General features: G+C 67.0%; 17 protein-coding genes. 2 read left to right on the forward strand and 15 right to left on the reverse strand.

From position 1 onward, the window contains the following. Nucleotides 1-212: 212 nt before the first annotated feature. The 9 genes from tuf to ACX80N_RS00795 form a co-directional block, all read right to left on the reverse strand. Nucleotides 213-1,403 (reverse strand): elongation factor Tu, encoded by a 1,191-nt coding sequence (tuf, locus tag ACX80N_RS00755; RefSeq protein WP_105032927.1) that lies wholly within the window; start codon nucleotides 1,401-1,403, stop codon nucleotides 213-215. A gap of 197 nt (nucleotides 1,404-1,600) precedes the next feature. After that, nucleotides 1,601-3,715 carry an elongation factor G gene (gene fusA, locus ACX80N_RS00760; RefSeq protein WP_105032928.1) on the reverse strand — a complete coding sequence of 705 codons (2,115 nt, stop codon included), beginning with the start codon at nucleotides 3,713-3,715 and terminating at the stop codon, nucleotides 1,601-1,603. 87 nt (nucleotides 3,716-3,802) lie between these two features. Next, complete coding sequence (gene rpsG / locus ACX80N_RS00765; protein WP_043440595.1) at nucleotides 3,803-4,273, reverse strand: 30S ribosomal protein S7; 471 nt, start codon at nucleotides 4,271-4,273, stop codon at nucleotides 3,803-3,805. A 1-nt stretch (nucleotide 4,274) separates the two neighbouring features. Then, nucleotides 4,275-4,649 carry a 30S ribosomal protein S12 gene (rpsL, locus tag ACX80N_RS00770; RefSeq protein WP_026545668.1) on the reverse strand — a complete coding sequence of 125 codons (375 nt, stop codon included), beginning with the start codon at nucleotides 4,647-4,649 and terminating at the stop codon, nucleotides 4,275-4,277. A 402-nt stretch (nucleotides 4,650-5,051) separates the two neighbouring features. Continuing rightward, nucleotides 5,052-8,945 carry a DNA-directed RNA polymerase subunit beta' gene (locus tag ACX80N_RS00775; RefSeq protein ID WP_105032929.1) on the reverse strand — a complete coding sequence of 1,298 codons (3,894 nt, stop codon included), beginning with the start codon at nucleotides 8,943-8,945 and terminating at the stop codon, nucleotides 5,052-5,054. A gap of 187 nt (nucleotides 8,946-9,132) precedes the next feature. Further along, nucleotides 9,133-12,642: a DNA-directed RNA polymerase subunit beta gene (gene rpoB, locus ACX80N_RS00780; protein WP_105032930.1), complete on the reverse strand. Its 3,510-nt coding sequence runs from the start codon at nucleotides 12,640-12,642 to the stop codon at nucleotides 9,133-9,135. Nucleotides 12,643-12,971: 329 nt separating this feature from the next. After that, a complete protein-coding gene (gene crtI / locus ACX80N_RS00785) occupies nucleotides 12,972-14,594 on the reverse strand; it encodes a phytoene desaturase family protein (protein ID WP_459337905.1) in 1,623 nt (540 codons plus the stop codon). After that, nucleotides 14,591-15,490, reverse strand: coding sequence for a phytoene/squalene synthase family protein (locus ACX80N_RS00790; protein ID WP_459337906.1), 900 nt, complete (start codon nucleotides 15,488-15,490; stop codon nucleotides 14,591-14,593). Before ACX80N_RS00790 ends, crtI begins: the two co-directional genes overlap by 4 nt. Continuing rightward, nucleotides 15,491-16,558: a polyprenyl synthetase family protein gene (locus ACX80N_RS00795; protein ID WP_459337907.1), complete on the reverse strand. Its 1,068-nt coding sequence runs from the start codon at nucleotides 16,556-16,558 to the stop codon at nucleotides 15,491-15,493. It lies immediately after the preceding gene. 119 nt (nucleotides 16,559-16,677) lie between these two features. Between ACX80N_RS00795 and idi the strand changes: the two genes are divergently transcribed. Further along, on the forward strand, nucleotides 16,678-17,286 hold the full coding sequence (gene idi, locus ACX80N_RS00800) for an isopentenyl-diphosphate Delta-isomerase (RefSeq protein ID WP_459337908.1): 609 nt from the start codon (nucleotides 16,678-16,680) through the stop codon (nucleotides 17,284-17,286). 59 nt (nucleotides 17,287-17,345) lie between these two features. After that, complete coding sequence (locus ACX80N_RS00805; protein WP_459337909.1) at nucleotides 17,346-18,545, forward strand: acetyl-CoA C-acetyltransferase; 1,200 nt, start codon at nucleotides 17,346-17,348, stop codon at nucleotides 18,543-18,545. A 106-nt stretch (nucleotides 18,546-18,651) separates the two neighbouring features. Here ACX80N_RS00805 and rplL read toward each other — a convergent pair whose 3' ends face one another. The 6 genes from rplL to nusG all read right to left on the reverse strand — a co-directional run bounded on the left by rplL (nucleotide 18,652) and on the right by nusG (nucleotide 23,502). Next, nucleotides 18,652-19,032, reverse strand: a complete 381-nt coding sequence (gene rplL, locus ACX80N_RS00810) for a 50S ribosomal protein L7/L12 (RefSeq protein ID WP_087076922.1) — start codon at nucleotides 19,030-19,032, stop codon at nucleotides 18,652-18,654. 57 nt (nucleotides 19,033-19,089) lie between these two features. Next, nucleotides 19,090-19,689 carry a 50S ribosomal protein L10 gene (gene rplJ / locus ACX80N_RS00815; protein WP_459337910.1) on the reverse strand — a complete coding sequence of 200 codons (600 nt, stop codon included), beginning with the start codon at nucleotides 19,687-19,689 and terminating at the stop codon, nucleotides 19,090-19,092. A 279-nt stretch (nucleotides 19,690-19,968) separates the two neighbouring features. Beyond that, a complete protein-coding gene (locus ACX80N_RS00820) occupies nucleotides 19,969-21,075 on the reverse strand; it encodes a GNAT family N-acetyltransferase (RefSeq protein WP_459337911.1) in 1,107 nt (368 codons plus the stop codon). 110 nt (nucleotides 21,076-21,185) lie between these two features. Further along, nucleotides 21,186-21,890, reverse strand: a complete 705-nt coding sequence (gene rplA / locus ACX80N_RS00825) for a 50S ribosomal protein L1 (protein WP_105032937.1) — start codon at nucleotides 21,888-21,890, stop codon at nucleotides 21,186-21,188. A 139-nt stretch (nucleotides 21,891-22,029) separates the two neighbouring features. After that, on the reverse strand, nucleotides 22,030-22,461 hold the full coding sequence (gene rplK / locus ACX80N_RS00830) for a 50S ribosomal protein L11 (RefSeq protein ID WP_043440576.1): 432 nt from the start codon (nucleotides 22,459-22,461) through the stop codon (nucleotides 22,030-22,032). Between the two features lie 123 nt (nucleotides 22,462-22,584). Continuing rightward, nucleotides 22,585-23,502, reverse strand: coding sequence for a transcription termination/antitermination protein NusG (gene nusG, locus ACX80N_RS00835; RefSeq protein WP_459337912.1), 918 nt, complete (start codon nucleotides 23,500-23,502; stop codon nucleotides 22,585-22,587). Between the last annotated feature and the right edge of the window lie 87 nt (nucleotides 23,503-23,589).

The following is a 23,589-nucleotide window of genomic DNA, read 5'->3' on the forward strand; positions in this document are numbered from 1 at the left end:
GGGCAGTCGATCAGACCCGTCGTCGTTCCGCTCGCGGAGTGGTCGAGCCCCCGTAGGCCGACTGTCACAACCACCGGCTGCACCACGGCGTCCTCGATTCCCGCCCCGAGGACGGGGACGGGGAGTCCTCCTGCTGGGTCGGCCCTGCGAAGAGAAAGGCCCCGCTGCCGGAGCAACGGGGCCTCTCTCTGATCGGTCAGCAGTCGGAAGGACTACTTGAGGATCTTGGTGACACGTCCCGAACCGACGGTACGGCCGCCTTCGCGGATAGCGAAGCCGAGGCCCTCTTCCATGGCGATCGGCTGGATGAGCTCGACGCTCATCTCGGTGTTGTCGCCGGGCATGACCATCTCGGTGCCCTCGGGGAGGGTGATGACGCCGGTCACGTCCGTGGTGCGGAAGTAGAACTGCGGGCGGTAGTTCGAGTAGAACGGGTTGTGACGCCCGCCCTCGTCCTTGGCCAGGATGTAGACGTTGGCCTCGAAGTCGGTGTGCGGGGTGATGGAACCCGGCTTCACGATGACCTGGCCACGCTCTACGTCTTCACGCTTGATGCCGCGGAGCAGCAGACCACAGTTCTCGCCGGCCCAGGCCTCGTCGAGCTGCTTGTGGAACATTTCGATACCGGTGACCGTGGTCTTCTGGACCGGACGGATACCGACGATCTCGACCTCGGAGTTGATGGCGAGGGTTCCACGCTCGGCGCGGCCCGTGACGACGGTTCCACGACCGGTGATCGTGAAGACGTCCTCGACAGGCATGAGGAACGGCTTGTCCTTGTCGCGGATGGGATCAGGAACGTTGTTGTCAACGGCTTCCATGAGGTCCTCGACGGACTTGACCCACTCGGCGTCGCCCTCGAGGGCCTTCAGGCCGGAGACGCGCACGACGGGAGCGTCGTCACCGTCGAAGCCCTGCGAGCTGAGGAGCTCACGCACCTCCATCTCGACGAGATCGAGCAGTTCCTCGTCGTCGACCATGTCGGACTTGTTCAGCGCGACCAGCAGGTAGGGAACGCCGACCTGGCGGGCGAGCAGAACGTGCTCGCGGGTCTGGGCCATGGGGCCGTCCGTCGCGGCGACAACGAGGATGGCGCCGTCCATCTGCGCCGCACCCGTGATCATGTTCTTGATGTAGTCGGCGTGACCGGGGGCGTCCACGTGTGCGTAGTGGCGCTTCTCGGTCTGGTACTCGACGTGCGAGATGTTGATGGTGATGCCGCGCTGCTTCTCCTCGGGAGCCGAGTCGATCGACGCGAAGTCACGCTGCTCGTTGAGAGTGGGGTACTTGTCGTACAGCACCTTGGAAATGGCAGCCGTCAACGTCGTCTTGCCATGGTCGACGTGACCGATGGTGCCGATGTTAACGTGCGGCTTAGTCCGCTCGAACTTTGCCTTCGCCACGGGTTCCTCCTAGAACGTTTGAGAAGATCTGCTTCCCAGCCGCGCTTTTCGCAGCTGAAACTCATGCAAGTCTACTGGGGGGCTTTGGTTTTGATGAAATTGCCGTTCGCCGCGGGACCGGGTGATCCAGCGGCTGGAAGGCGGGTCGGCCCGCCCTTGGACAGGCCGACCCGCTCTCCGGTATCCCGTCTCGGGGGCTACTCGCCGCGCGTCTTCTGGATGATCTCGTCGGCTACTGCCTTCGGGACCTCCGAGTAGCTGTCGAACTGCATCGAGTACACGGCGCGGCCCTGGGTCTTCGACCGCAGGTCGCCGATGTAGCCGAACATGCCCGACAGGGGCACGTGGGCGCGGATGACCTTCACGCCGCTCGCGTCCTCCATGGACTGCATCTGGCCACGGCGCGAGTTCAGGTCGCCGATGACCTCGCCCATGTACTCCTCAGGAGTGCGCACCTCGACGTCCATGAGCGGCTCGAGCAGCACGGGCTGTGCCATGCGCGCGGCCTCCTTGAACGCCATGCGGCCGGCGATCTTGAACGCCATCTCCGAGGAGTCGACGTCGTGGTAGGCGCCGTCGAGCAGGGTCGCCTTGATGCCGACCACGGGGTAGCCCGCGAGAACACCGTCGTTGAGTGCATCCTGGATGCCGGCGTCGACACTCGGGATGTACTCGCGCGGCACGCGGCCACCGGTGACCTTGTTGTCGAACGAGTAGAGCTCGCCCTCTGAGGTGTCGAGGGGCTCGATCGCGATCTGGATCTTCGCGAACTGACCCGAACCACCGGTCTGCTTCTTGTGCGTGTAGTCGTGCTTGGCGACGGAGCGCTTGATCGTCTCGCGGTAGGCGACCTGGGGCTTGCCCACGTTCGCCTCGACCTTGAACTCGCGGCGCATGCGGTCCACCAGGATGTCCAGGTGGAGCTCGCCCATGCCGGCGATGATCGTCTGCCCGGTGTCCTCGTTGAGGGACACCTGGAAGGTGGGATCCTCGGCCGAGAGCTTCTGGATGGCGGTGGACAGCTTCTCCTGGTCGCCCTTCGTCTTCGGCTCGATGGCCACCGAGATCACGGGCTCCGGGAAGCTCATGGACTCGAGGACGATCTGGTTCGCCGAGTCGGACAGGGTGTCACCGGTGGTGGTGTCCTTCAGGCCGATGGCCGCGTAGATGTGACCGGCGAGGGCCTCCTCCACGGGGATCTCCTTGTTGGCGTGCATCTGGAACAGCTTGCCGATGCGCTCCTTCTTGGTCTTCGTCGAGTTCGTCACCTGCGTGCCGGCCGAGATCTGGCCGGAGTACACGCGGATGAAGGTCAGCTGACCGAAGAAGGGGTGCGTGGCGACCTTGAACGCGAGGGCCGAGAACGGCTCTTCCGTGCTGGGCTTGCGCGTCAGCTCGGTCTCCTCGTTGCGGGGATCGTGACCGATCATCGGGGGGACGTCCAGCGGCGACGGCAGGTAGTCGATGACGGCGTCGAGCATCGGCTGCACACCGCGGTTCTTGAACGCGGAACCGCAGAGGATCGGGTAGAGCTCGGAGTTGATCGTCATCTTGCGGATGCCGGCCTTCAGCTCCTCGATCGAGATCTCCTCGCCCTCGAGGTACTTGTTCATGAGCTCGTCGGAGGACTCGGCGACGGTCTCGACGAGGGTCGCGCGGTACTCCTCGGCCCTCTCCTTGAGATCGGCGGGGATCTCCTGGATCTCGTACTTGGCACCCATGGTCACGTCACCCTTGGAGTCGCCGGGCCACACGAGGGCACGCATGTAGAGCAGGTCCACGACGCCGACGAAGTCGTTCTCGGCGCCGATGGGGAGCTGCAGCACGAGGGGCTTCGCGCCCAGGCGGCTGATGATGGTGTCGACGGTGAAGTAGAAGTCGGCGCCCAGCTTGTCCATCTTGTTGACGAAGCAGATGCGGGGCACTTCGTACTTGTCGGCCTGGCGCCAGACGGTCTCCGACTGGGGCTCCACGCCCTCCTTGCCGTCGAACACCGCGACGGCGCCGTCGAGGACGCGGAGCGAACGCTCCACCTCGACGGTGAAGTCGACGTGCCCGGGGGTGTCGATGATGTTGATCTGGTTGTTCTCCCAGAAGCAGGTCACGGCGGCAGACGTGATGGTGATGCCGCGCTCCTTCTCCTGTTCCATCCAGTCGGTGGTGGAGGCACCGTCGTGCGTCTCGCCGATCTTGTGGTTTACACCCGTGTAGAACAGGATGCGCTCGGTAGTAGTGGTCTTGCCGGCATCGATGTGGGCCATGATGCCGATATTGCGGACCTTGTTGAGGTCGGTAAGCACGTCCTGTGCCACGGTGTCTCCCTTTTGACGAGAATGGAGTTCTGCTGGCCTAGCGGCCGGGCCGCCCCTTGTGGGTGACGGCCCGACCGGCAGCCCTGACTACCAGCGGTAGTGTGCGAAGGCCTTGTTGGACTCAGCCATCTTGTGCGTGTCCTCGCGGCGCTTCACAGCGGCACCGAGGCCGTTGGAGGCGTCGAGGATCTCGTTCTGCAGGCGCTCGGTCATCGTCTTCTCGCGGCGGGCCTTGGAGTAGCCGACGAGCCAGCGGAGGGCCAGGGCGGTGGAACGACCGGGCTTGACCTCGACGGGGACCTGGTAGGTGGCGCCACCGACGCGGCGTGAGCGGACCTCGAGGGTCGGCTTGACGTTGTCCATGGCCTTCTTCAGTGCTGCCACGGGATCGCCGCCGGACTTGGCGCGTGCGCCTTCCAGGGCACCGTAGACGATGCGCTCTGCGGTGGACTTCTTGCCGTCGACAAGCACCTTGTTGATCAGCTGCGTGACCAGGGGCGAACCGTAGACGGGATCTACAACGAGCGGCCGCTTCGGGGCCGGGCCCTTACGAGGCATATTACTTCTTCTCCATCTTTGCGCCGTAGCGGCTGCGAGCCTGCTTGCGGTTCTTCACGCCCTGGGTATCCAGCGCGCCACGGACGATCTTGTAGCGGACACCGGGGAGGTCCTTCACACGGCCACCGCGCACGAGCACGATGGAGTGTTCCTGAAGGTTGTGACCGACGCCGGGGATGTACGCGGTCACTTCGATGCCACCGTTCAGACGCACGCGGGCGACCTTGCGGAGAGCCGAGTTCGGCTTCTTCGGGGTGGTGGTGTAGACGCGGGTGCAAACGCCGCGCTTCATGGGGCTGCCCTTCAGTGCGGGCGCCTTGGTCTTGGAGACCTTAGGTGACCGGCCCTTGCGGACCAGCTGGTTGATCGTAGGCACTTTCGTGTTCTCCGTAATGTCTGAAGATGAGATTCCTGTCGCCCTACTCCGCGGTCGCGGCGGCTTCGCAGGGCCGCGCGGTCCGGAGGTCGGGATGATCAGTCGTTTGGCGCACCACCAACTGACAAGCTGCCGCAGAACGACTGAAGGCGTGCGAAAATGTGGCATTCGCTGTACAACCTACGTACAGCACGGAGATACGTTTCGCAACGCCGATCCACTGCCACACAAACAATTGGTCCCAAGTCTACCAGAGATCGGATGTCGTCCCACGCGGGCGGCCCTCCCCCGTGTGGTAGGGGTGCCGCTGCGGACGGGAGAGGCCCCGGACCAGGTTCGGTCCGGGGCCTCTCGGGCACCGGGCGGCACCGGCCTCCAGCCGGTGCCACCCTCGCGGTCTTCCTAGCGGAAGTCGCTGTTGCCCATGTCGTAATCGTCCAGCGGGATGGCATGGAACTCGGGGCTCAGGCCGCCCTCGACACCGGCGTAGTCGAAGTCGCTGAACGCGCTCGGACCGGTGAAGAGGTTCGCCTTGGCGTCCTCGGTGGGCTCGACGGTCACCTTGGTGTAGCGGTCCAGGCCGGTACCGGCCGGGATGAGCTTACCGATGATGACGTTCTCCTTGAGGCCGAGCAGCGGATCGCTCTTGCCTTCCATGGCGGCCTGCGTGAGGACACGCGTGGTCTCCTGGAAGGAAGCGGCCGACAGCCACGACTCGGTGGCGAGCGACGCCTTGGTGATGCCCATGAGCTCGGGACGGCCGGAGGCCGGCTTCTTGCCCTCGGACACCACGCGGCGGTTCTCGTCCTCGAAGCGGCGACGCTCTGCCAGCTCACCGGGGAGCAGGTCCGACTCGCCGGACTCGATCACGGTGACGCGACGCAGCATCTGGCGGACGATGACCTCCACGTGCTTGTCGTGGATGCCCACGCCCTGGCTGCGGTACACGCGCTGCACCTCGTCGACCAGGAACTCCTGGGCCTTGCGGGGGCCGAGGATGCGCAGGATCTGCTTCGGGTCGACCGCACCGAAGACGAGCTGCTGCCCGACCTCGACGTGGTCGCCGTCCGCCACCAGGAGGCGTGCACGGCGCAGGACCGGGTACGCGATCTCCTCGGATCCGTCGTCGGGGGTGACCACCAGGCGAAGCTGCTTCTCGGCATCCTCGATGGTGACACGCCCTGCGACCTCGGAGATCGGGGCGACACCCTTGGGGGTACGCGCCTCGAAGAGCTCCTGGATACGCGGCAGACCCTGGGTGATGTCCTCCGCGGAGGCCACACCGCCGGTGTGGAAGGTACGCATGGTCAGCTGCGTACCGGGCTCACCGATGGACTGTGCGGCGATGATGCCGACGGCCTCGCCGATGTCCACGGTCTTGCCGGTCGCGAGCGAGCGGCCGTAGCAGAGCGCACAGGTACCGACGCTGGACTCGCAGGTGAGCACGGAGCGCACCTTGATGTCCGAGATGCCCGCCTCGAACAGCTCACCGATGAGCACGTCTCCGACGTCGGAGCCCGCCGCAGCGAGCACCGCGCCCTTGGAGTCGAGGACGTCGGTGGCCAGCGTACGTGCGTACGCCGAGTTCTCGACCTCCTCGTGCAGCACCAGCTCGCCGTCGGCGTTCGGCACGGCGATGGTGACCTTCAGGCCGCGCTCGGTACCGCAGTCGTCCTCGCGGACGATGACGTCCTGCGAGACGTCGACCAGGCGACGGGTCAGGTAACCCGAGTTGGCCGTCCGCAGGGCGGTGTCGGCGAGGCCCTTACGGGCACCGTGCGTCGCGATGAAGTACTCCAGGACCGACAGGCCCTCGCGGTACGAGGACTTGATCGGACGAGGGATGATCTCGCCCTTCGGGTTGGCCACGAGGCCACGGATACCGGCGATCTGGCGGACCTGCAGCCAGTTGCCACGGGCACCGGAGGACACCATGCGGTTGATGGTGTTGTCCTTCGGCATCGCGTCGCGCATGGATGCGGCAACCTCGTTGGTCGCCTTGTTCCAGATGTCGATGAGCTCCTGACGGCGCTCCTCGTCGGCGATGAGGCCCTTGTCGAACTGCGACTGGACCTTGGCGGCCTGCGTCTCGTAGCCCTCCATGATGCCGGCCTTGTTGATCGGCGCGGAGATGTCCGAGATCGCGACGGTGACGCCCGAGCGCGTGGCCCAGTAGAAACCGGCGTCCTTCAGGTTGTCCAGCGTCGCCGCGGTGACCACCTTCGGGTACCGCTCCGCGAGATCGTTGACGATCGTCGAGAGCTGGCCCTTGTCGGCGACCTTCTCCACCCAGGGGTAGTCCAGGGGAAGCGTCTCGTTGAACAGGACCTGTCCGAGTGAGGTTTCGATGAGCGCGGGGGTACCCGGCTCCCAGCCCTCGGGAGCGGCGATGTCGGCGCTGGGCACGAAGTTGTCCACGCGGATCCGGACCACCGAGTTGAGGTGGAGGGAGCCCATGTCGAACGCCATGATCGCCTCGGCCATGCTGGTGAAGACGCGGCCTTCGCCGGCACTTCCCTCACGCTTGGTGGTGAGGTGGTGCAGACCGATGATCATGTCCTGCGAGGGCAGGGTGACCGGACGGCCGTCCGACGGCTTCAGGATGTTGTTCGAGGAGAGCATCAGGATGCGCGCCTCGGCCTGGGCCTCGGGGCTCAGCGGCAGGTGCACCGCCATCTGGTCGCCGTCGAAGTCGGCGTTGAACGCACCACAGACCAGGGGGTGGAGCTGGAGCGCCTTGCCCTCGACGAGCTGCGGCTCGAACGCCTGGATGCCGAGACGGTGCAAGGTGGGTGCACGGTTCAGCAGCACGGGGTGCTCGGTGATGATCTCCTCGAGCACGTCCCAGACCTGCGGACGGTAGCGCTCGACCATGCGCTTGGCGCTCTTGATGTTCTGCGCGTGGTTGAGGTCGACCAGGCGCTTCATCACGAACGGCTTGAAGAGCTCCAGGGCCATCTGCTTGGGCAGACCGCACTGGTGCAGCTTCAGCTGAGGGCCGACGACGATGACCGAACGGCCCGAGTAGTCGACGCGCTTGCCGAGGAGGTTCTGGCGGAAACGACCCTGCTTGCCCTTGAGCATGTCCGAGAGGGACTTCAGGGGACGGTTGCCCGGTCCGGTGACGGGACGGCCGCGACGGCCGTTGTCGAACAGGGAGTCGACCGCTTCCTGCAGCATGCGCTTCTCGTTGTTCACGATGATCTCGGGGGCACCGAGATCGAGCAGGCGCTTGAGGCGGTTGTTGCGGTTGATGACGCGGCGGTACAGGTCGTTGAGGTCGGACGTCGCGAAACGGCCACCGTCGAGCTGGACCATCGGGCGCAGTTCCGGCGGGATCACCGGCACGGCGTCGAGGACCATGCCCAGGGGGCTGTTCGTCGTCGTGAGGAACGCGTTGACCACCTTGAGGCGCTTCAGGGCACGCGTCTTGCGCTGTCCCTTGCCGTTCTGGATGATGTCGCGCAGCAGCTCGGCCTCGGCGGGCATGTCGAAGTTCTCGAGGCGCTTCTTGATCGCCTCGGCTCCCATCGAGCCCTCGAAGTACAGTCCGTAGCGGTCGCGCAGCTCGCGGTAGAGGCCTTCGTCGCCCTCGAGGTCGGCGACCTTGAGGCTCTTGAAGCGCTCCCAAACCTGGACGAGGCGCTCGATGTCGGCATCGGCACGCTTGCGGACGTTCGCCATCTGGCGGTCGGCCGAGTCTCGGGCCTTCTTCTTGTCGGCGGCCTTCGCGCCTTCACCTTCGAGGCGAGCGAGCTCGTCCTCGAGGTCGCGGGCGATCGTGGCGATGTCGGAGTCGCGCTGGTCCGTCATCTGCTTCTTCTCGAGGTCGTGCTCGGCCTGGAGGTTGGGCAGCTCGGCGTGGCGGTTCTCCTCGTCCACCGAGGTGATCATGTACGCGGCGAAGTAGATGACCTTCTCGAGGTCCTTGGGGGCGAGGTCGAGGAGGTAGCCGAGGCGTGAGGGCACGCCCTTGAAGTACCAGATGTGCGTGACGGGAGCGGCGAGCTCGATGTGGCCCATGCGCTCGCGGCGCACCTTGGCACGCGTCACCTCGACGCCGCAGCGCTCACAGATGATGCCCTTGAAGCGCACGCGCTTGTACTTGCCGCAGTAGCACTCCCAGTCACGGGAAGGGCCGAAGATCTTCTCGCAGAAGAGGCCGTCCTTCTCGGGCTTGAGCGTGCGGTAGTTGATGGTTTCCGGCTTCTTGACCTCACCGTACGACCAGCCACGGATTTCATCCGCGGTGGCGAGGCCGATCTGCATGAGGCCGAAGGAGGATTCGCTGGACATATGGTCCCTGTTCTCTCTTTGTTCTCTAAATTCTTGAAGTCTCGTGGGGTGCGGCGAAAAGCCAGGTCGACGCCGGTCCGGGGAGGTGTCCGGAGGAAGGCGGCTTCAATATTTCAAGGCCGCCCAGCGGCCGCGGAAATTTCGTTGCCGCCGTTCCGGGCACCGGACCGGACCGGCGCCATGAAACCTAGACCTCTTCGACAGAACTCGGCTCGGCCCGTGAGAGGTCGATGCCCAGTTCCTCCGCGGCCCGGAAGACTTCTTCATCCGAGTCACGCATCTCGATCGTGGTGCCGTCGGTGGAGAGGACTTCCACGTTCAGGCAGAGCGACTGCATTTCCTTGATCAGGACCTTGAAGGACTCGGGGACACCCGGCTCGGGGATGTTCTCGCCCTTCACGATGGCCTCGTACACCTTCACGCGTCCGTGGATGTCGTCCGACTTGATGGTCAGGAGTTCCTGCAGCGTGTACGCCGCACCGTAGGCCTCGAGGGCCCACACCTCCATCTCACCGAAGCGCTGGCCACCGAACTGCGCCTTACCACCCAGCGGCTGCTGCGTGATCATCGAGTACGGACCGGTGGAGCGGGCGTGGATCTTGTCGTCCACCAGGTGGTGGAGCTTCAGGATGTACATGTAGCCCACGGAGATCGGGTCCGGGAACGGCTCGCCGGAGCGGCCGTCGAACAGCCGCGCCTTGCCGGACTCGCCGATGAGGCGCTGTCCGTCGCGGGTGACGTTCGTGGAACCGAGCAGGCCGACGATCTCGTCCTCGGTGGCGCCGTCGAACACGGGGGTGGCGACGGTGGTCGATGCGATCTCCCGGGGGAGGTTCGGGAGGTTCTTCATCCACTCGGGCTCGCCCTCGATCTTCCAGCCCTGCTTGGCTGCCCAGCCGAGGTGGATCTCGAGGACCTGGCCGACGTTCATGCGTCCGGGGACGCCGAGCGGGTTCAGGACGATGTCGACGGGGGTCCCGTCCTCCAGGAACGGCATGTCCTCGATCGGCAGGATCTTGGAGATGACGCCCTTGTTGCCGTGGCGGCCGGCCAGCTTGTCGCCGTCCGTGATCTTGCGCTTCTGCGCCACATACACGCGGACCAGCTGGTTGACGCCCGGGGGCAGCTCGTCGTCGTTGTCGCGGTCGAAGATCCGCACGCCGATGACCGTTCCCGACTCGCCGTGGGGCACCTTCAGCGACGTGTCGCGGACCTCGCGGCTCTTCTCGCCGAAGATGGCGCGCAGCAGGCGCTCCTCCGGAGTCAGTTCCGTCTCGCCCTTGGGGGTGACACGGCCGACGAGGATGTCGCCCGCCTCGACCTCGGCACCGATGTGGATGATGCCGCGCTCGTCGAGAGCACCGAGGACCTCCTCGGAGACGTTCGGGATGTCACGCGTGATCTCCTCGGCACCGAGCTTGGTGTCGCGGGCATCGACTTCGTGCTCCTCGATGTGGATCGACGTCAGGACATCGTCGGAGACGATGCGCTGCGACAGGATGATCGCGTCCTCGAAGTTGTGACCCTCCCAGGACATGAACGCGACGAGCATGTTCTTGCCGAGCGCGAGCTCGCCCTGGTCCGTGGAGGGACCGTCGGCGATGATCGTGTTGTACTCGACGCGGTCGCCCTCGGAGACCAGGACGCGCTGGTTGTACGCGTTGCCCTGGTTCGAGCGGGCGAACTTCATGATCGGGTAGTTCGTCTCCGTGCCGTCGTCGTTGAGGACGCTGACCAGGTCGGCCGACACCTCGTTGACCACGCCTGCCTTCGTCGCGGTGACGGCGTCACCGGCGTCGACGGCCGCGTTCTTCTCCATGCCGGTGCCCACGAGGGGACGCTCGGAACGGAGCAGGGGGACGGCCTGGCGCTGCATGTTCGCACCCATGAGGGCGCGGTTGGCGTCGTCGTGCTCCAGGAACGGGATCATCGCGGTGGCGACGGACACCATCTGGCGCGGGGAGACGTCCATGTACTCGACCTCGGAGGGCTCGACGAGCACGGGCTCACCGGAACCACCGCGCGTCCGCACGAGGACCATGTCCTCGGTGAACGTGTTCTTCGCGTCGAGGGGCGCGTTCGCCTGGGCGATGAGGCGCTCCACCTCGTCGTCGGCGGTCAGGTAGTCGATCTGGTCGGTGACGATGCCGTCGACGACCTTGCGGTACGGGGTCTCGATGAAGCCGAACGCGTTGATACGGCCGTACGAGGCGAGCGAACCGATGAGGCCGATGTTCGGGCCTTCAGGGGTCTCGATGGGGCACATGCGGCCGTAGTGCGACGGGTGGACGTCACGGACCTCCATGCCGGCGCGGTCACGGGACAGACCACCCGGGCCCAGCGCGGACAGGCGACGCTTGTGCGTCAGTCCGGCGAGCGGGTTGTTCTGGTCCATGAACTGCGAGAGCTGGGAGGTCCCGAAGAACTCCTTGATCGCGGCGACGACGGGGCGGATGTTGATCAGGGTCTGCGGCGTGATCGCCTCGACGTCCTGGGTGGTCATCCGCTCACGGACGACGCGCTCCATGCGGGACAGGCCCGTGCGGACCTGGTTCTCGATGAGCTCGCCGACCGCGCGGATGCGGCGGTTGCCGAAGTGGTCGATGTCGTCGACCTCGACGCGGAGCTCGACGTCGCCGCCGTCACGCTTGCCGCCGAGGGTCTTCTCGCCGGCGTGCAGGGCGACCAGGAACTTGATCATCGCGACGATGTCGTCGATGTTCAGCACCGAGGCGTCCGAATCCGTGAGGTCCTTGTCGATGCCGAGCTTGCGGTTGATCTTGTACCGGCCGACCTTCGCGAGGTCGTAGCGCTTCGGGTTGAAGTACAGGTTGTCCAGGAGCGTCTGGGCAGCCTCGACCGTGGGGGGCTCGCCCGGTCGCAGCTTGCGGTAGATGTCCAGGAGGGCGTCCTCGCGGGTCTCCGTGGCGTCCTTCTCCATGGTGGCGCGGATGGAGTCGTACTGGCCGAACTCCTCGAGGATCTGTGCCTCGGTCCAGCCGAGGGCCTTGAGCAGCACTGTGACGGACTGCTTGCGCTTGCGGTCGAGGCGGACACCGACCTGGTCGCGCTTGTCGATCTCGAGCTCGAACCAGGCACCGCGCGACGGGATGATCTTCGCGCTGAAGATGTCCTTGTCGCTGGTCTTGTCCGCGGTGCGCTCGAAGTAGGCGCCCGGTGAGCGGACCAGCTGCGACACGACGACACGCTCGGTGCCGTTGATGACGAACGTGCCCTTGTCGGTCATGAGGGGGAAGTCGCCCATGAACACGGTCTGCTGCTTGATCTCGCCCGTGTTGTTGTTCATGAACTCGGCCTTGACGTACAGCGGTGCCGAGTAGGTCGCGTCGCGATCCTTGCACTCGGCCATCGTGTACTTGGGATCGGCGAACTCCGGCTCGGAGAAGCTCAGGGACATGGTGCCCTGGAAGTCCTCGATCGGGGAGATCTCCTCGAAGATGTCGGCCAGCCCGGAGGTGGTGGCTACACCCTGCAGCCCCTTCTCGAGCGCTTCCTCGACGCGGGCCTTCCAGCGCTCGTTGCCGACGAGCCAGTCGAAGCTGTCCGTCTGCAGGGCGAGGAGGTTGGGGACATCAAGCGGTTCGTGAATCTTTGCGAATGAGAGCCGGGGTGCGGCGCCGTCGGCGTCGACCTGGCTGGTAGCGGTTGCATTATTAGAGGTGCTCGGGGCGACCAAGAGGGATCCTTCCACAGACCGTCAGGCTTGTCAGCGCTTTCGCCTCGGCACCGCCACCGCAGTGTGCTGCGGGGATCTCAGTGCCTACCGGGTCTGCTCGCATGCTTCCCGACCGGGCGGCCGGTCGAACGACGAGAGCAGAGCAATGCCCACCGCTATATGAAGGCTACCGCTTTTAGAATGAACCACAGTTTTGAGGGAAGACGCAAAGAACTACACTACGGCATGCGCAGCGTGAAGTCCAATAGCTTCTCTCCCCCGGATGCGTCAAGCCCGCTGCGTCTGGTGGGGAGGACGTGGGACCCCCAGTATCCCCAGGTGATTGCCGCCTAGCCGGCCGCGGGCTCCGGCAGCGGGCCCGTACTGGTGTCCGCGCGCAGGCGCTTCACGATGAGCTCGGCGCTGATCAGGCACATGGGGATGCCGATGCCCGGCACCGTGGAGCTGCCCGCGTAGAAGAGGTTCTCCACCCTCGCGCTGCGGTTCGATCCGCGGAAGAACGCGCTCTGCTTCAGGATGTGCGCCGGCCCGAGGGACGTGCCGCGCCATGCATTGAGGTCCTCCGCGAAGTCCTGGGGTCCGTAGCTGCGCCGCACCACGATGCGCTCGGCGAGATCGGAGATGCCGGCCCACTCGGAGATCTGCCCGATCACGGCGTCGGCGAGTTCCTCGACGCGGGCGTCTCCCCCGCGCTCGAGCCCTCCCCTGCCGATGGTCACGTCCGCCGGGATGGGCACCAGGACGAAGACGTTCTCGTGGCCCTCCGGAGCCACCGAGTGGTCGGTCGCGCTGGGCCGGCAGACGTAGAGCGACGCCGGCGTGGGCACGGAGGTCTCCTTCCCGAAGATCCGGCCGAAGTTGTCGCGCCAGTCGGTGGTGAAGAGCAGGGTGTGGTGGTCGAGCTGCGGCAGCCCGCCGCGGACGCCGAGATACAGCAGCAGGGCGCTCGGTCCGGGGACACGCGTCTCCCAGTAGCGCTCCGGGTACGTCTGCAGCTCGGCCGGCAGCAGCGTGGTCTCTGTGTGGTGGAGGTCGGCGGCGGAGACGACGATGTCGGCGGGGACCGACGTCGTCGCGCCACCCGCGCGGTAGGTGACGGCGCGCACGCTCGCCGCCTGCCGGTCCAGTGGCGACCGTCCGGGGGTGCGGGGGGCGGTGTCGATGGAGACGACGTCGGCACCCGTGCGGATCTCGACGCCGGCGTCGACGGCGACGCGGCGCATGGCCTGGATGAGGGTGGTGAAGCCGCCCATCGGGTAGAGCACGCCGTCGTCGAGGTCGAGGTGGCTCATGAGGTGGTACATGCTCGGCGCGTCGAAGGGCGAACTGCCCAGGAACACCGCCGGGTAGCCGAGGATCTGCCGGATGCGGGGGTCCGTGAAGCGCTTCTCGACGAAGGACTGCAGCGGCTGCAGCAGCAGGGAGGCGATCCGGGGCAGCCTCCGGAGGACGTCCGGGCGGATGAAGGGCAGGAAGGACTGGAACGTCGAGTAGAGGAAACGCTTCTTGGCGATCTCGTAGGCGTCCTCGGCCGAATCGAGGTACTGCGAGAGCCGTTCGCCGGCCCCGGCCTCCAGGGACTCGAAGAGCTTCGTGACGGCTTCGCGGTCCGCGGGCACGTCCACGGTGTCGAAACCGTCCTCGAAGATCACGCGGTAGCCGGGATCGAGCTTCACGAGCTCGAGCTGCTCCTGCGCACTCGTCCCCATGAGGCGGAAGAAGTGGTCGATCACCTCGGGCATCAGGTACCAGGACGGGCCGGTGTCGAAGCGGAAGCCGTCCTGCTCCCAGGACCCGGCGCGTCCTCCCACCTGGTCCCGCTTCTCCAGCAGCGTGACGGAGTGGCCCTCGCGTGCGAGCAGCGCCGCCGTCGCCAGCCCGCCGATCCCGCCGCCGACGACGACGACGTCCTTCGCGCCCACCCTGGTTCGCCCGCCCTGCTTCGGTGTCATGCCGTCCTCTCCTGCGCGGTGACTTCCGGTACCGCGCGACCGGTGAAGGCTTGTGCCAGGATGCGGAGCTTCACCGGGTTGGGCACCCGGATCCTCGCACGGAGGAGTTCGTCGGCCGGGGTGCGCCGCAGTCTGGCGGCGAGTTCGGCGAACAGGCCCTGTGCGAGGGCCACGGCGCGGCGCGGCGTGGGCGGCAGGCCCGGGAGGGCCGCGGCGGAGATACGCAGGTCGGCGTCGATGTCGTCCAGCAGCCGGATCTTGTCCGCCTCGGTGAAGCTGCCGGGCCGGATACCCGGGAAATAGCTCCGGCCGAGGGTGGAGAAGTCCTCGGCGAGGTCCCGCAGGAAGTTGATCTTCTGGAAGGCGGCGCCCAGGTGGCGCGCGCCGTCGACGAGGACGGCGTCCTCCTCGGGCGTCACCGTCCGACCGACGAGGAACGTCCGCAGGCACATGAGCCCCACGACCTCCGCGGACCCGTAGACGTACAGGTCGAAGGACTCCGGGGTGTGCTCGCGCTGGGTGATGTCCGCGCGCATCGAGGCGAAGAAGGGCCGCGTCAGGTCGGTGCCGATCCCGGTGGCGCGCGCCGTGACCGCGAAGGCGTGCACCACGAGATTGGCGCTGTAGCCCGTCGCCAGGGCGGCCTCCGTCTCGCGCTCGAGGTCGTCGAGCAGCCGCTCGACGGCCGACGCCGGCAGGCCGGCCCCGGCGGCGGCGCCGTCGACGATCTCGTCGGCGACGCGTACGAGCGCGTACACCGCCTCGATGGAGCTCCTGGTGGTGCGGTCGAGCGTACGCGCGGCGAGGCCGAACGACGTCGAGTAGCAGCGGATGACCTCCGCGGAGGTCCTGAGCGCCGCGGCGTTGTAGCGCGCGAGCGAGTCCTCAACGCCCACTCAGTGCACCCGGTCCACGACGGCGGTGACCACGGGCTCCAGCGCGGAGCGCAGCGCCTCCGGGACCGCTCCGGACTCCAGATGCGTGCGGGCGCGCGCGGCGTAGTGCTCCGCGAGGCCCGCGGAGTAGTCCTTGGCACCGCTGTCGACCAGGATGCGCCGGACGAAGTCGGCGTCCGCCGCGGACATGCCCGGACTGCCGACGAGCGAGGAGATGCTGTCCCACTCGGGCCGCGCGGACACGTAGGACATCAGGGCGGTCCGCTTGCCCTCGCGCAGGTCCCCCCAGTTGGTCTTCCCCGTGCGTGTCTCGTTGCCGAAGACACCCAGCAGGTCGTCGGCGATCTGGTAGGCGATGCCGGCGTCGCGGCCGAACTCACCGAGCCGCACGATCACCTGCTCCTCCGCGCCCGCGAGGACGGCGCCGGCCTGCAGCGGCCCCTCGAACGAGTAGACGGAGGTCTTGAGGCGGGCCATCTGCACGATCTCCTCGAGGGGAGGCATGGTGGGGGCGAGCGAGGTCTCGATGTCGAGGAACTCGCCGGCGGCGGAGGCGAAGACCGCCTCGTCGAGGATCTGCCCGAGCCTGCGGCGGGTGGCGGCGCCGGCCTCGACCCGTTCGAGCAGCCGGTAGGCGTTGGAGAGCGCGAGGTCCCCGGCGATCACCCCGGCCGAGAGACCGACGTGGTGTGCACCGTCCGGTGTCATGCCTGCGGCGGCCGCGACGCCCCGGTAGTGGCCGGAGACGTTCGGGATCCCGCGGCGGACGAAGTCGCGGTCGATCACGTCGTCGTGCACGATCAGGGCGGTGTGCAGGAGCTCGAAGGCGGCGCCGAGCTCGGCAGCGTTGTCGAGGTCCTGCCCGCCGAGCATCTGGTAGGCGGACATCACCAGGCGGGGGCGGAACCGCTTGCCCCCGGCCGTGCACCGCTCGAGGGTCTCCCACAGCGTGTGGTAACCGGGACCCACCTTCGCGGCACGGACCTTGGACTCCTCGAAGAACCGGGCGAGGGCACCCTCGACCTGCTCGAGCCCGGCGGGCGCGACCAGCAGGGTGTCCATGTCCATAGGTAAAGTAAACAACGGATAGGGTGCCCCTGACGAAATGCAGGGCACAGGCGGCCGGATCGGCTGCCCGGCTGCGGCGGACCCGCCGGCCGGATCATCAGCGACAAGAGGGTGCCACGATGGCGAGCGAAGCAGGGACCACGCGGCAGGACGCGGCAGCCACGGGACGGACGGCCCCCGAGGACGAGGTCGTGGTGCTGCTCGCCGAGGACGGCAGCCCGGTCGGTACGCACGCGAAGTCGACCGTCCACACCCTCGACACGCCGTTGCACCTGGCGTTCTCCACCCACGTGTTCGACGACCGGGGCCGCATCCTCGTGACACGCCGCGCGCTGTCGAAGAAGGCGTGGCCCGGCGTGTGGACCAACTCCTTCTGCGGGCACCCGGCCCCCGGCGAGGCCTTCGAGGACGCCGTCGACCGGCGTGCGGCCCAGGAGCTCGGCTTCACGGTGCGGGACGTCCGCGCCGCGCTCCCCGATTTCCGCTACCGCGCGGTCGATGCCTCGGGCATCGTCGAGAACGAGATCTGCCCGGTCTACACCGCCGTCGCGGACGGTGCCGTGGATCCCCTGCCCGAGGAGGTCATGGACTTCCAGTGGGTCGACGCCGCCGAACTCGTCCGGGCCGTCACGGCCACACCCTGGGCCTTCAGCCCCTGGCTGACGCTCCAGCTCCCCCTGCTCTACCCGCAGGGCGCCGCGGGCCCGGGGCCGCGCGGGACCGCATGACCCGCCACACCCCCTAGGCTGGGAGCGGCATCATTTCAACGACGAAAGAGAGTATCGCCATGGCGACACTAACGCCAGCCCCCGACGACGTCGTTCTCGTCGGCGGCGCCCGGACACCCCTCGGACGCCTGAACGGACAGCTCGCCTCCTTCTCCGCCGTCGAGCTCGGCGCACTCGCGATCACCGGTGCGCTCGAGCGCGCGGGTGTGGCGCCCGAGACGGTCGACGCCGTGATCATGGGCCACGTGGTGCAGGCGGGCTGCGGGCAGAACCCGGCCCGGCAATCCGCGGTGAAGGCGGGCATCCCCTGGAACGTCCCCGCCGTCACGCTGAACAAGGTGTGCCTCTCCGGCCTCACCGCCGTGATCGACGCCGCCCGCCTCATCCGCAGCGGTGAGGCCCGCGTCGTCGTCGCCGGCGGCCAGGAATCGATGACACGCGGACCGCACCTCCTGCCCGGCTCACGCCAGGGCTGGACCTACGGGTCCCTCCAGGCCCTCGACTCCGTGGCGCACGACGGCCTCACCGACGCGTTCGACGACGAATCCATGGGAGCCTCGACCGAACGCGGGAACGTGCGCCTGGAGATACCGCGTGCCGAGCAGGACGCGGTGGCTGCGGCATCCCACCGGCGCGCGGCGGCCGCCACGGACAGCGGCGTCCTCCTGGAGGAGATCGTCCCCGTCACCGTGAAGCAGAGGAAGGGCGACGACGTCGTCCTCACCACCGACGAGGGCATCCGGCCGACGACCACCGTCGAGTCGCTCGCCAAGCTGCGGCCGGCGTTCAACCCCGACGGTGCCATCACGGCGGGCAACTCCTCCCCGCTGTCGGACGGCGCCGCGGCACTCGTCGTGACCACGCGCTCCTATGCGGAGGAGGCCGGGCTCACCGTACTCGCCGTCGTGGGGCGGCCGGGCCAGGTGGCGGGACCGGACAACACGCTGCACTCCCAGCCCTCGGCCGCCATCCTGCAGGCCCTCGACCGGGCCGGCTGGAGCGCCGCCGACCTCGACTTCATCGAGATCAACGAGGCCTTCGGGTCGGTCGCTGTGCAGTCCCTGAGGGACCTCAACTACCCCCTCGAGCAGTGCAACATCCACGGCGGGGCCATCGCGCTCGGCCACCCGATCGGTGCGTCCGGCACACGGCTGGCCCTCCACGCCGCCATGGAACTGGCGCGGCGCGGGAGCGGGAAGTCGGCGGTCAGCCTCTGCGGGGGCGGCGGACAGGGCGAGGCCGTCCTGCTCTGGCGCTGACGGCCGAGTATCGCCCGGAACGAGAAAGAGCCCCGCTTCGCGAGAAGCGGGGCTCTTTCGTCCTGCGGGGCCACCGGCGTGTGCCGGCCGCGGATGCAGGGAGGTGTTACTTGAGGGTGACGGTGGCGCCGGCGGCCTCGAGGGCCTCCTTGGCCTTGTCCGCGGCTTCCTTGGTGACGCCTTCGAGGACGGCCTTGGGGGCGCTGTCGACAACGTCCTTGGCTTCCTTGAGGCCCAGCGAGGTGAGCGCGCGAACTTCCTTGATCACTGCGATCTTCTTGTCGCCGGCTGCCTCGAGGACCACGTCGAACGCGGTCTGCTCCTCTTCGGCGGCTTCGCCGGCGCCGCCGCCGGCGGGGCCTGCGACTGCAACAGCAGCAGCGGTGACATCGAAGGTCTCCTCGAACAGCTTTACGAAGTCCGAGAGTTCAATGATGGACAGTTCCTTGAAAGCTTCGATGAGCTCTTCGTTGGTGAGCTTCGCCATGGGAGGCGTCCTTCCTTTAGTGGTGCACTGCACCGGAGTGTGTGGGTCGAAGAGAAGCTAGTTCGCCTCGGTTGCTGCGGCTTCCTCGGCGGGAGCCTCCGTGGCGGCCTCTGCGGGAGCAGCGGCCTCCTCGGCTGCAGGAGCGTCGGCGCCGGCTGCAGGTGCAGCGCCGCTTTCCTCCTCGAGCTTGATGCGCAGTGCATCGACCGTGCGGGCCAGGGCGGACATCGGTGCCTTGAGGACACCTGCCACCCGGGCGAGCTGGAGTTCACGCGACTCGAGGGCCGCCAGGGCGACGACCTCGGAAGCGTTGAGGGCCTTGCCCTCGAAGATTCCGGTCTTGATGACGAGCTTCGGGTTGGCTTTCGCGAAATCCGTGAGGCTCTTGGCTGCAGCGACGGCGTCACCCTTGATGAAGGCGATCGCGGTGGGTCCGGACAGCTGGCCGTCGAACGCGTCGATGCCCGCCTCCTTCGCCGCGATGCCCGTCAGGGTGTTCTTGACGACGGAGAACTTGTTGTCGTTGCCGAGGGCACGACGCAGGTCCTTGAGCTGAGCAACGGTGAGCCCGCGGTATTCGGTCAGGACAGCGGCGGTGGAATCCTTGAAATCGGTGGTGATCTCATCCACTGCAGAAACCTTTGTTGGCGTTGCCATAACCCTCCTTCCGGGGAATAGGCGCCGGCTTTCCAGCTCCAATAAAAACGCCCCGCGCAGGTGCACGGGGCCTTGCTCGACACGGGCGCGGGGCCGGTGGAGAGGAGCTTCGTATCACCTGCGTAGGCCGTCCCTGACGGGAACTTTCGGATCCGTGTCCTTCTTCGTGGACACGCACGGATGCGCTGCCAGGAAGTGGAGGTGGACCGACCGACGGTCTTTGGTGCTCCAAGCCTACGGGACCGGGGCGCGGCCTCCAAATCGGGCCGGCCCCCATCCCTAGGAAAGGACCTTCTGCCACCCGGCGGTGCGCCCGGCCGCGCGGAAGCCCAGGGCCACGTTGACGGCGAGCATGAACGTGTTCTCCTCGGCGTTCCAGGTGTAGACCCGCCGGGCGTCCGGCCACTCGTCGAGTGCACGCCGGAGATTGGCCGCCTTCAGCCACATGCCGAGCCTGTGCCCGCGGTGCTCCTTCAGGACGAGCGTGTCCTCCTGGTACACCACGGCCGGCCTCGATCCGAAGCGCTCAAGGATGGTGTGCCCTACCAGCTGTCCGGTGGAGGTGTGCTGGACCGCGCAGACGAGGCTGGAGGCGCCGCCCGCGAGGGACGTCTCCTCCTCCCGGCGGATGCGGCCGGCATCCCACAACTCCTCCTCCTGCGCGAAACCGCCGAGGGGAGGGTCGGTGCTCATCCGCTGCCGCAGGAGCGCATAGTCGCCCACCAGGTCTTCCGGACAGCGATCCGCCCAGCCGAGGAGCGTATACTCGCCCGATCCCGCCGCTGCAGCCTCGGATTCCTGTGCCTCCAGGCCGTGCGTCCCGTCCTGATCCTGTCGCAGGATACCGAGGTCGAGGACGCTCTGGCGGTCGACCTGGACCAGGTCGAACCCCGCCTGCAGGGCGAGGACCGCCGAGGCGTCGTCGGCAGGGAAGACACCGGCGCCCGTCGGCGGCACGAGGAACGGCCGGTCCTGCCCGTCATGCCCGTCGACGCGGGCGTCGCTCCACGACATGATGATGCTCCTGCCACAGGACGCGGCCTGGCGCTCCATGAAGGCGAGGAGGGCGGTGGCCGCGCCCCGTCGCCGATGCGAGGGCAGCACCTCGATCTGGAGGTAGGCGGTGCGCAGGTTGTCGCGCTGCGGGATGCTGAGACGGGCATTGGCGACGATCTCGCCGCGATCCCGTGCGACGCCGAGGACGCGCTCGCGGTCCGGCGTGGGCTGCATCATGGTGAGGCGCTCCCGGACGTCCAGCCGGAAGTCCTCGTGGCCCCACAGGCCGTGTTCCACCTCGTTGCTGACCGCCGCGCTCCGGGCGAAGTCATTCCCCCCTGGCGCCTCGAGGGTCGCAGGGATTGGGAGCTGCTCGATCGTGAAGGTCATCGGCCCAGCATAGGGGAATCGATTGGGTTTTCTCAATCAGTAGTGCTGGCGGACACGAAGAAGCCCCGCGGCGCGTGCCGCGGGGCTTCGTCGAGATCATCCTGCAGGAATTAGACGGTGAAGACCTTGGTGACGCTCGGGTCGACGGAGATGCCGGGACCGAAGGTAGTCGAGACAGTGGCCTTCTGGATGTAGCGGCCCTTCGAAGCCGACGGCTTCAGTCGGAGGATCTCCTCGAGTGCTGCGGCATAGTTCTCGCCCAGCTTCTGCTCGTCGAAGGAGACCTTGCCGATGATGAAGTGGAGGTTCGAGTGCTTGTCGACGCGGAAGTCGATCTTGCCGCCCTTGATGTCGGTGACGGCCTTGGCGACGTCCGCCGTGACCGTGCCCGTCTTCGGGTTGGGCATGAGGTTGCGGGGGCCGAGGATCTTTCCGAGGCGTCCCACCTTGCCCATGAGGTCGGGGGTCGCGACCGCTGCGTCGAAGTCGGTCCAGCCGCCGGAGACCTTCTCGATCATGTCGTCCGAGCCCACGAAGTCCGCGCCGGCCGCGATGGCGGCCTCGGCCCGGTCACCGGTCGCGAAGACCAGGACGCGGGCGGTCTTGCCGGTACCGTGGGGGAGGTTCACGGTGCCGCGGACCATCTGGTCCGCCTTGCGGGGGTCCACTCCGAGACGGAAGGACACCTCGACCGTGGCGTCGAACTTCGACGGGTTGGTCTCCTTGGCGAGGACTACCGCTTCGAGGGGAGCGTACTGCTTGTCCGCCTCGATCTTCGCGGCAGCTCCCTTGTATGCTTTGCTGCGCTGTGCCATCTGCTTGTTCTCCTTATGCAGTCGTGGTCGTCGGACCGCGCTGGGCCCTGCCACTCACGACGGGCCGCTGGGGCCCCGTCGTGCTGTGAAATGGTGGTGTGCCTGTCCGGCGGACCGGACGGGGCGGAGGTGAAGGCTCTTAGCCCTCGACCGTGATGCCCATGGAGCGGGCGGTGCCGGCGATGATCTTCGCGGCTGCCTGCACGTCATTGGCGTTGAGGTCCTCCATCTTCATGGTGGCGATCTCCTCGACCTGTGCGTTGGTCAGCTTGGCGACCTTGACCGTGTGGGGCGTACCCGAACCCTTCGCGACGCCGGCGGCCTTCTTGATGAGCTCGGCTGCCGGAGGGGTCTTGGTGACGAAGGTGAACGAGCGGTCCTCGTACACCGTGATCTCCACGGGGATGACGTTTCCGCGCTGGGATTCCGTGGCGGCGTTGTACGCCTTGCAGAATTCCATGATGTTGACACCGTGCTGGCCAAGTGCGGGACCGATCGGAGGAGCCGGGTTGGCGGCGCCTGCGTTGATCTGCAGCTTGATGAGGCCGGTGACCTTTTTCTTGGGGGCCATGAAAGGGTCCTTCTCTTGCATTGCGTTCCCGCCGGACAGGAGCGTCCTGCGGGTTGGTGGCCGTCATGGCGCGACGGCCGTCACGGCGCTCCTCGACCAAGCGAGTCGGGAGGCACCGAAGCTTTACTGGATCTTGGTGACCTGGTTGTAGGAGAGCGTGACCGGGGTCTCGCGCTCGAAGATCGAGACCAGCACCACGAGCTGCTGCGACTCGTGCTTGATCTCGGAGATCGTGGCCGGGAGGGTCTCGAACGGACCCTCGTTGACGGTCACGGACTCGCCGACCTCGAAGTTGACGGTCGCCGGGGTGAACTGCGGCTGGACGGGCTTGCCCGACTCGGCGTCCGTGTGGACGATCGTGTGCTCCAGCATGGAGAACACCTCGGACAGGCTCAGCGGCACCGGGTTGTGGGCGTTGCCCACGAAGCCGGTGACACCCGGGGTGTGCCGCACCGCGCCCCAGGACTCGTCGGTGAGATCCATGCGCACCAGCACGTAGCCGGGGATACGCACGCGGTTGACGATCTTCCGCGTGGTGTTCTTGATCTCGACGACCTCTTCCATCGGCACCCGGATCTCGAAGATGAAATCCTCCATGTCGAGGGTCTGGATGCGGGTCTCGAGGTTCGCCTTCACGCGGTTCTCGTAGCCGGCGTAGGAGTGGATGACGTACCAGTCGCCGTCCTGCCGGCGAAGCTTGGCCTTGAACGCGGCCACGGGGTCCTCGGCGGGAGCCTCGCCGGCGGCGTCGCCCTCCGAGGAGGCTGCTTCGTCGATCGCGCCTGCAGCCTCGTCGACGGCGGCCGTGGCGGTGGCCTCGATGTCGGCGTCGGACTCCTCCGATTCGTCCTCGATGCCGGTGGCCACCTCGGCGTCGTCCGCGAGGAGCCCGTCCTCGGACACGACGTCGGTGTCGGAGGGGTACGCGTCGGAGTCGTCAGCAGGCACGTCGACGTCGGAGGCTTCCGCCTCCGCTCCGTACTCCTCGTTCTCCAGACCATCTTCGGGAGTGATCTGCCGTTCGAGTTCTTGCTCGGACACCTAGCCGCCTGCTTTCAAGAGTTGTCTTGCTTGCCTGTACTCACCCCGACGCACACCAGACGTGTGGGAGCGTGCATTCCTGCGGTG

The sequence above is a fragment of the Arthrobacter sp. MDT2-16 genome, from assembly GCF_054510925.1.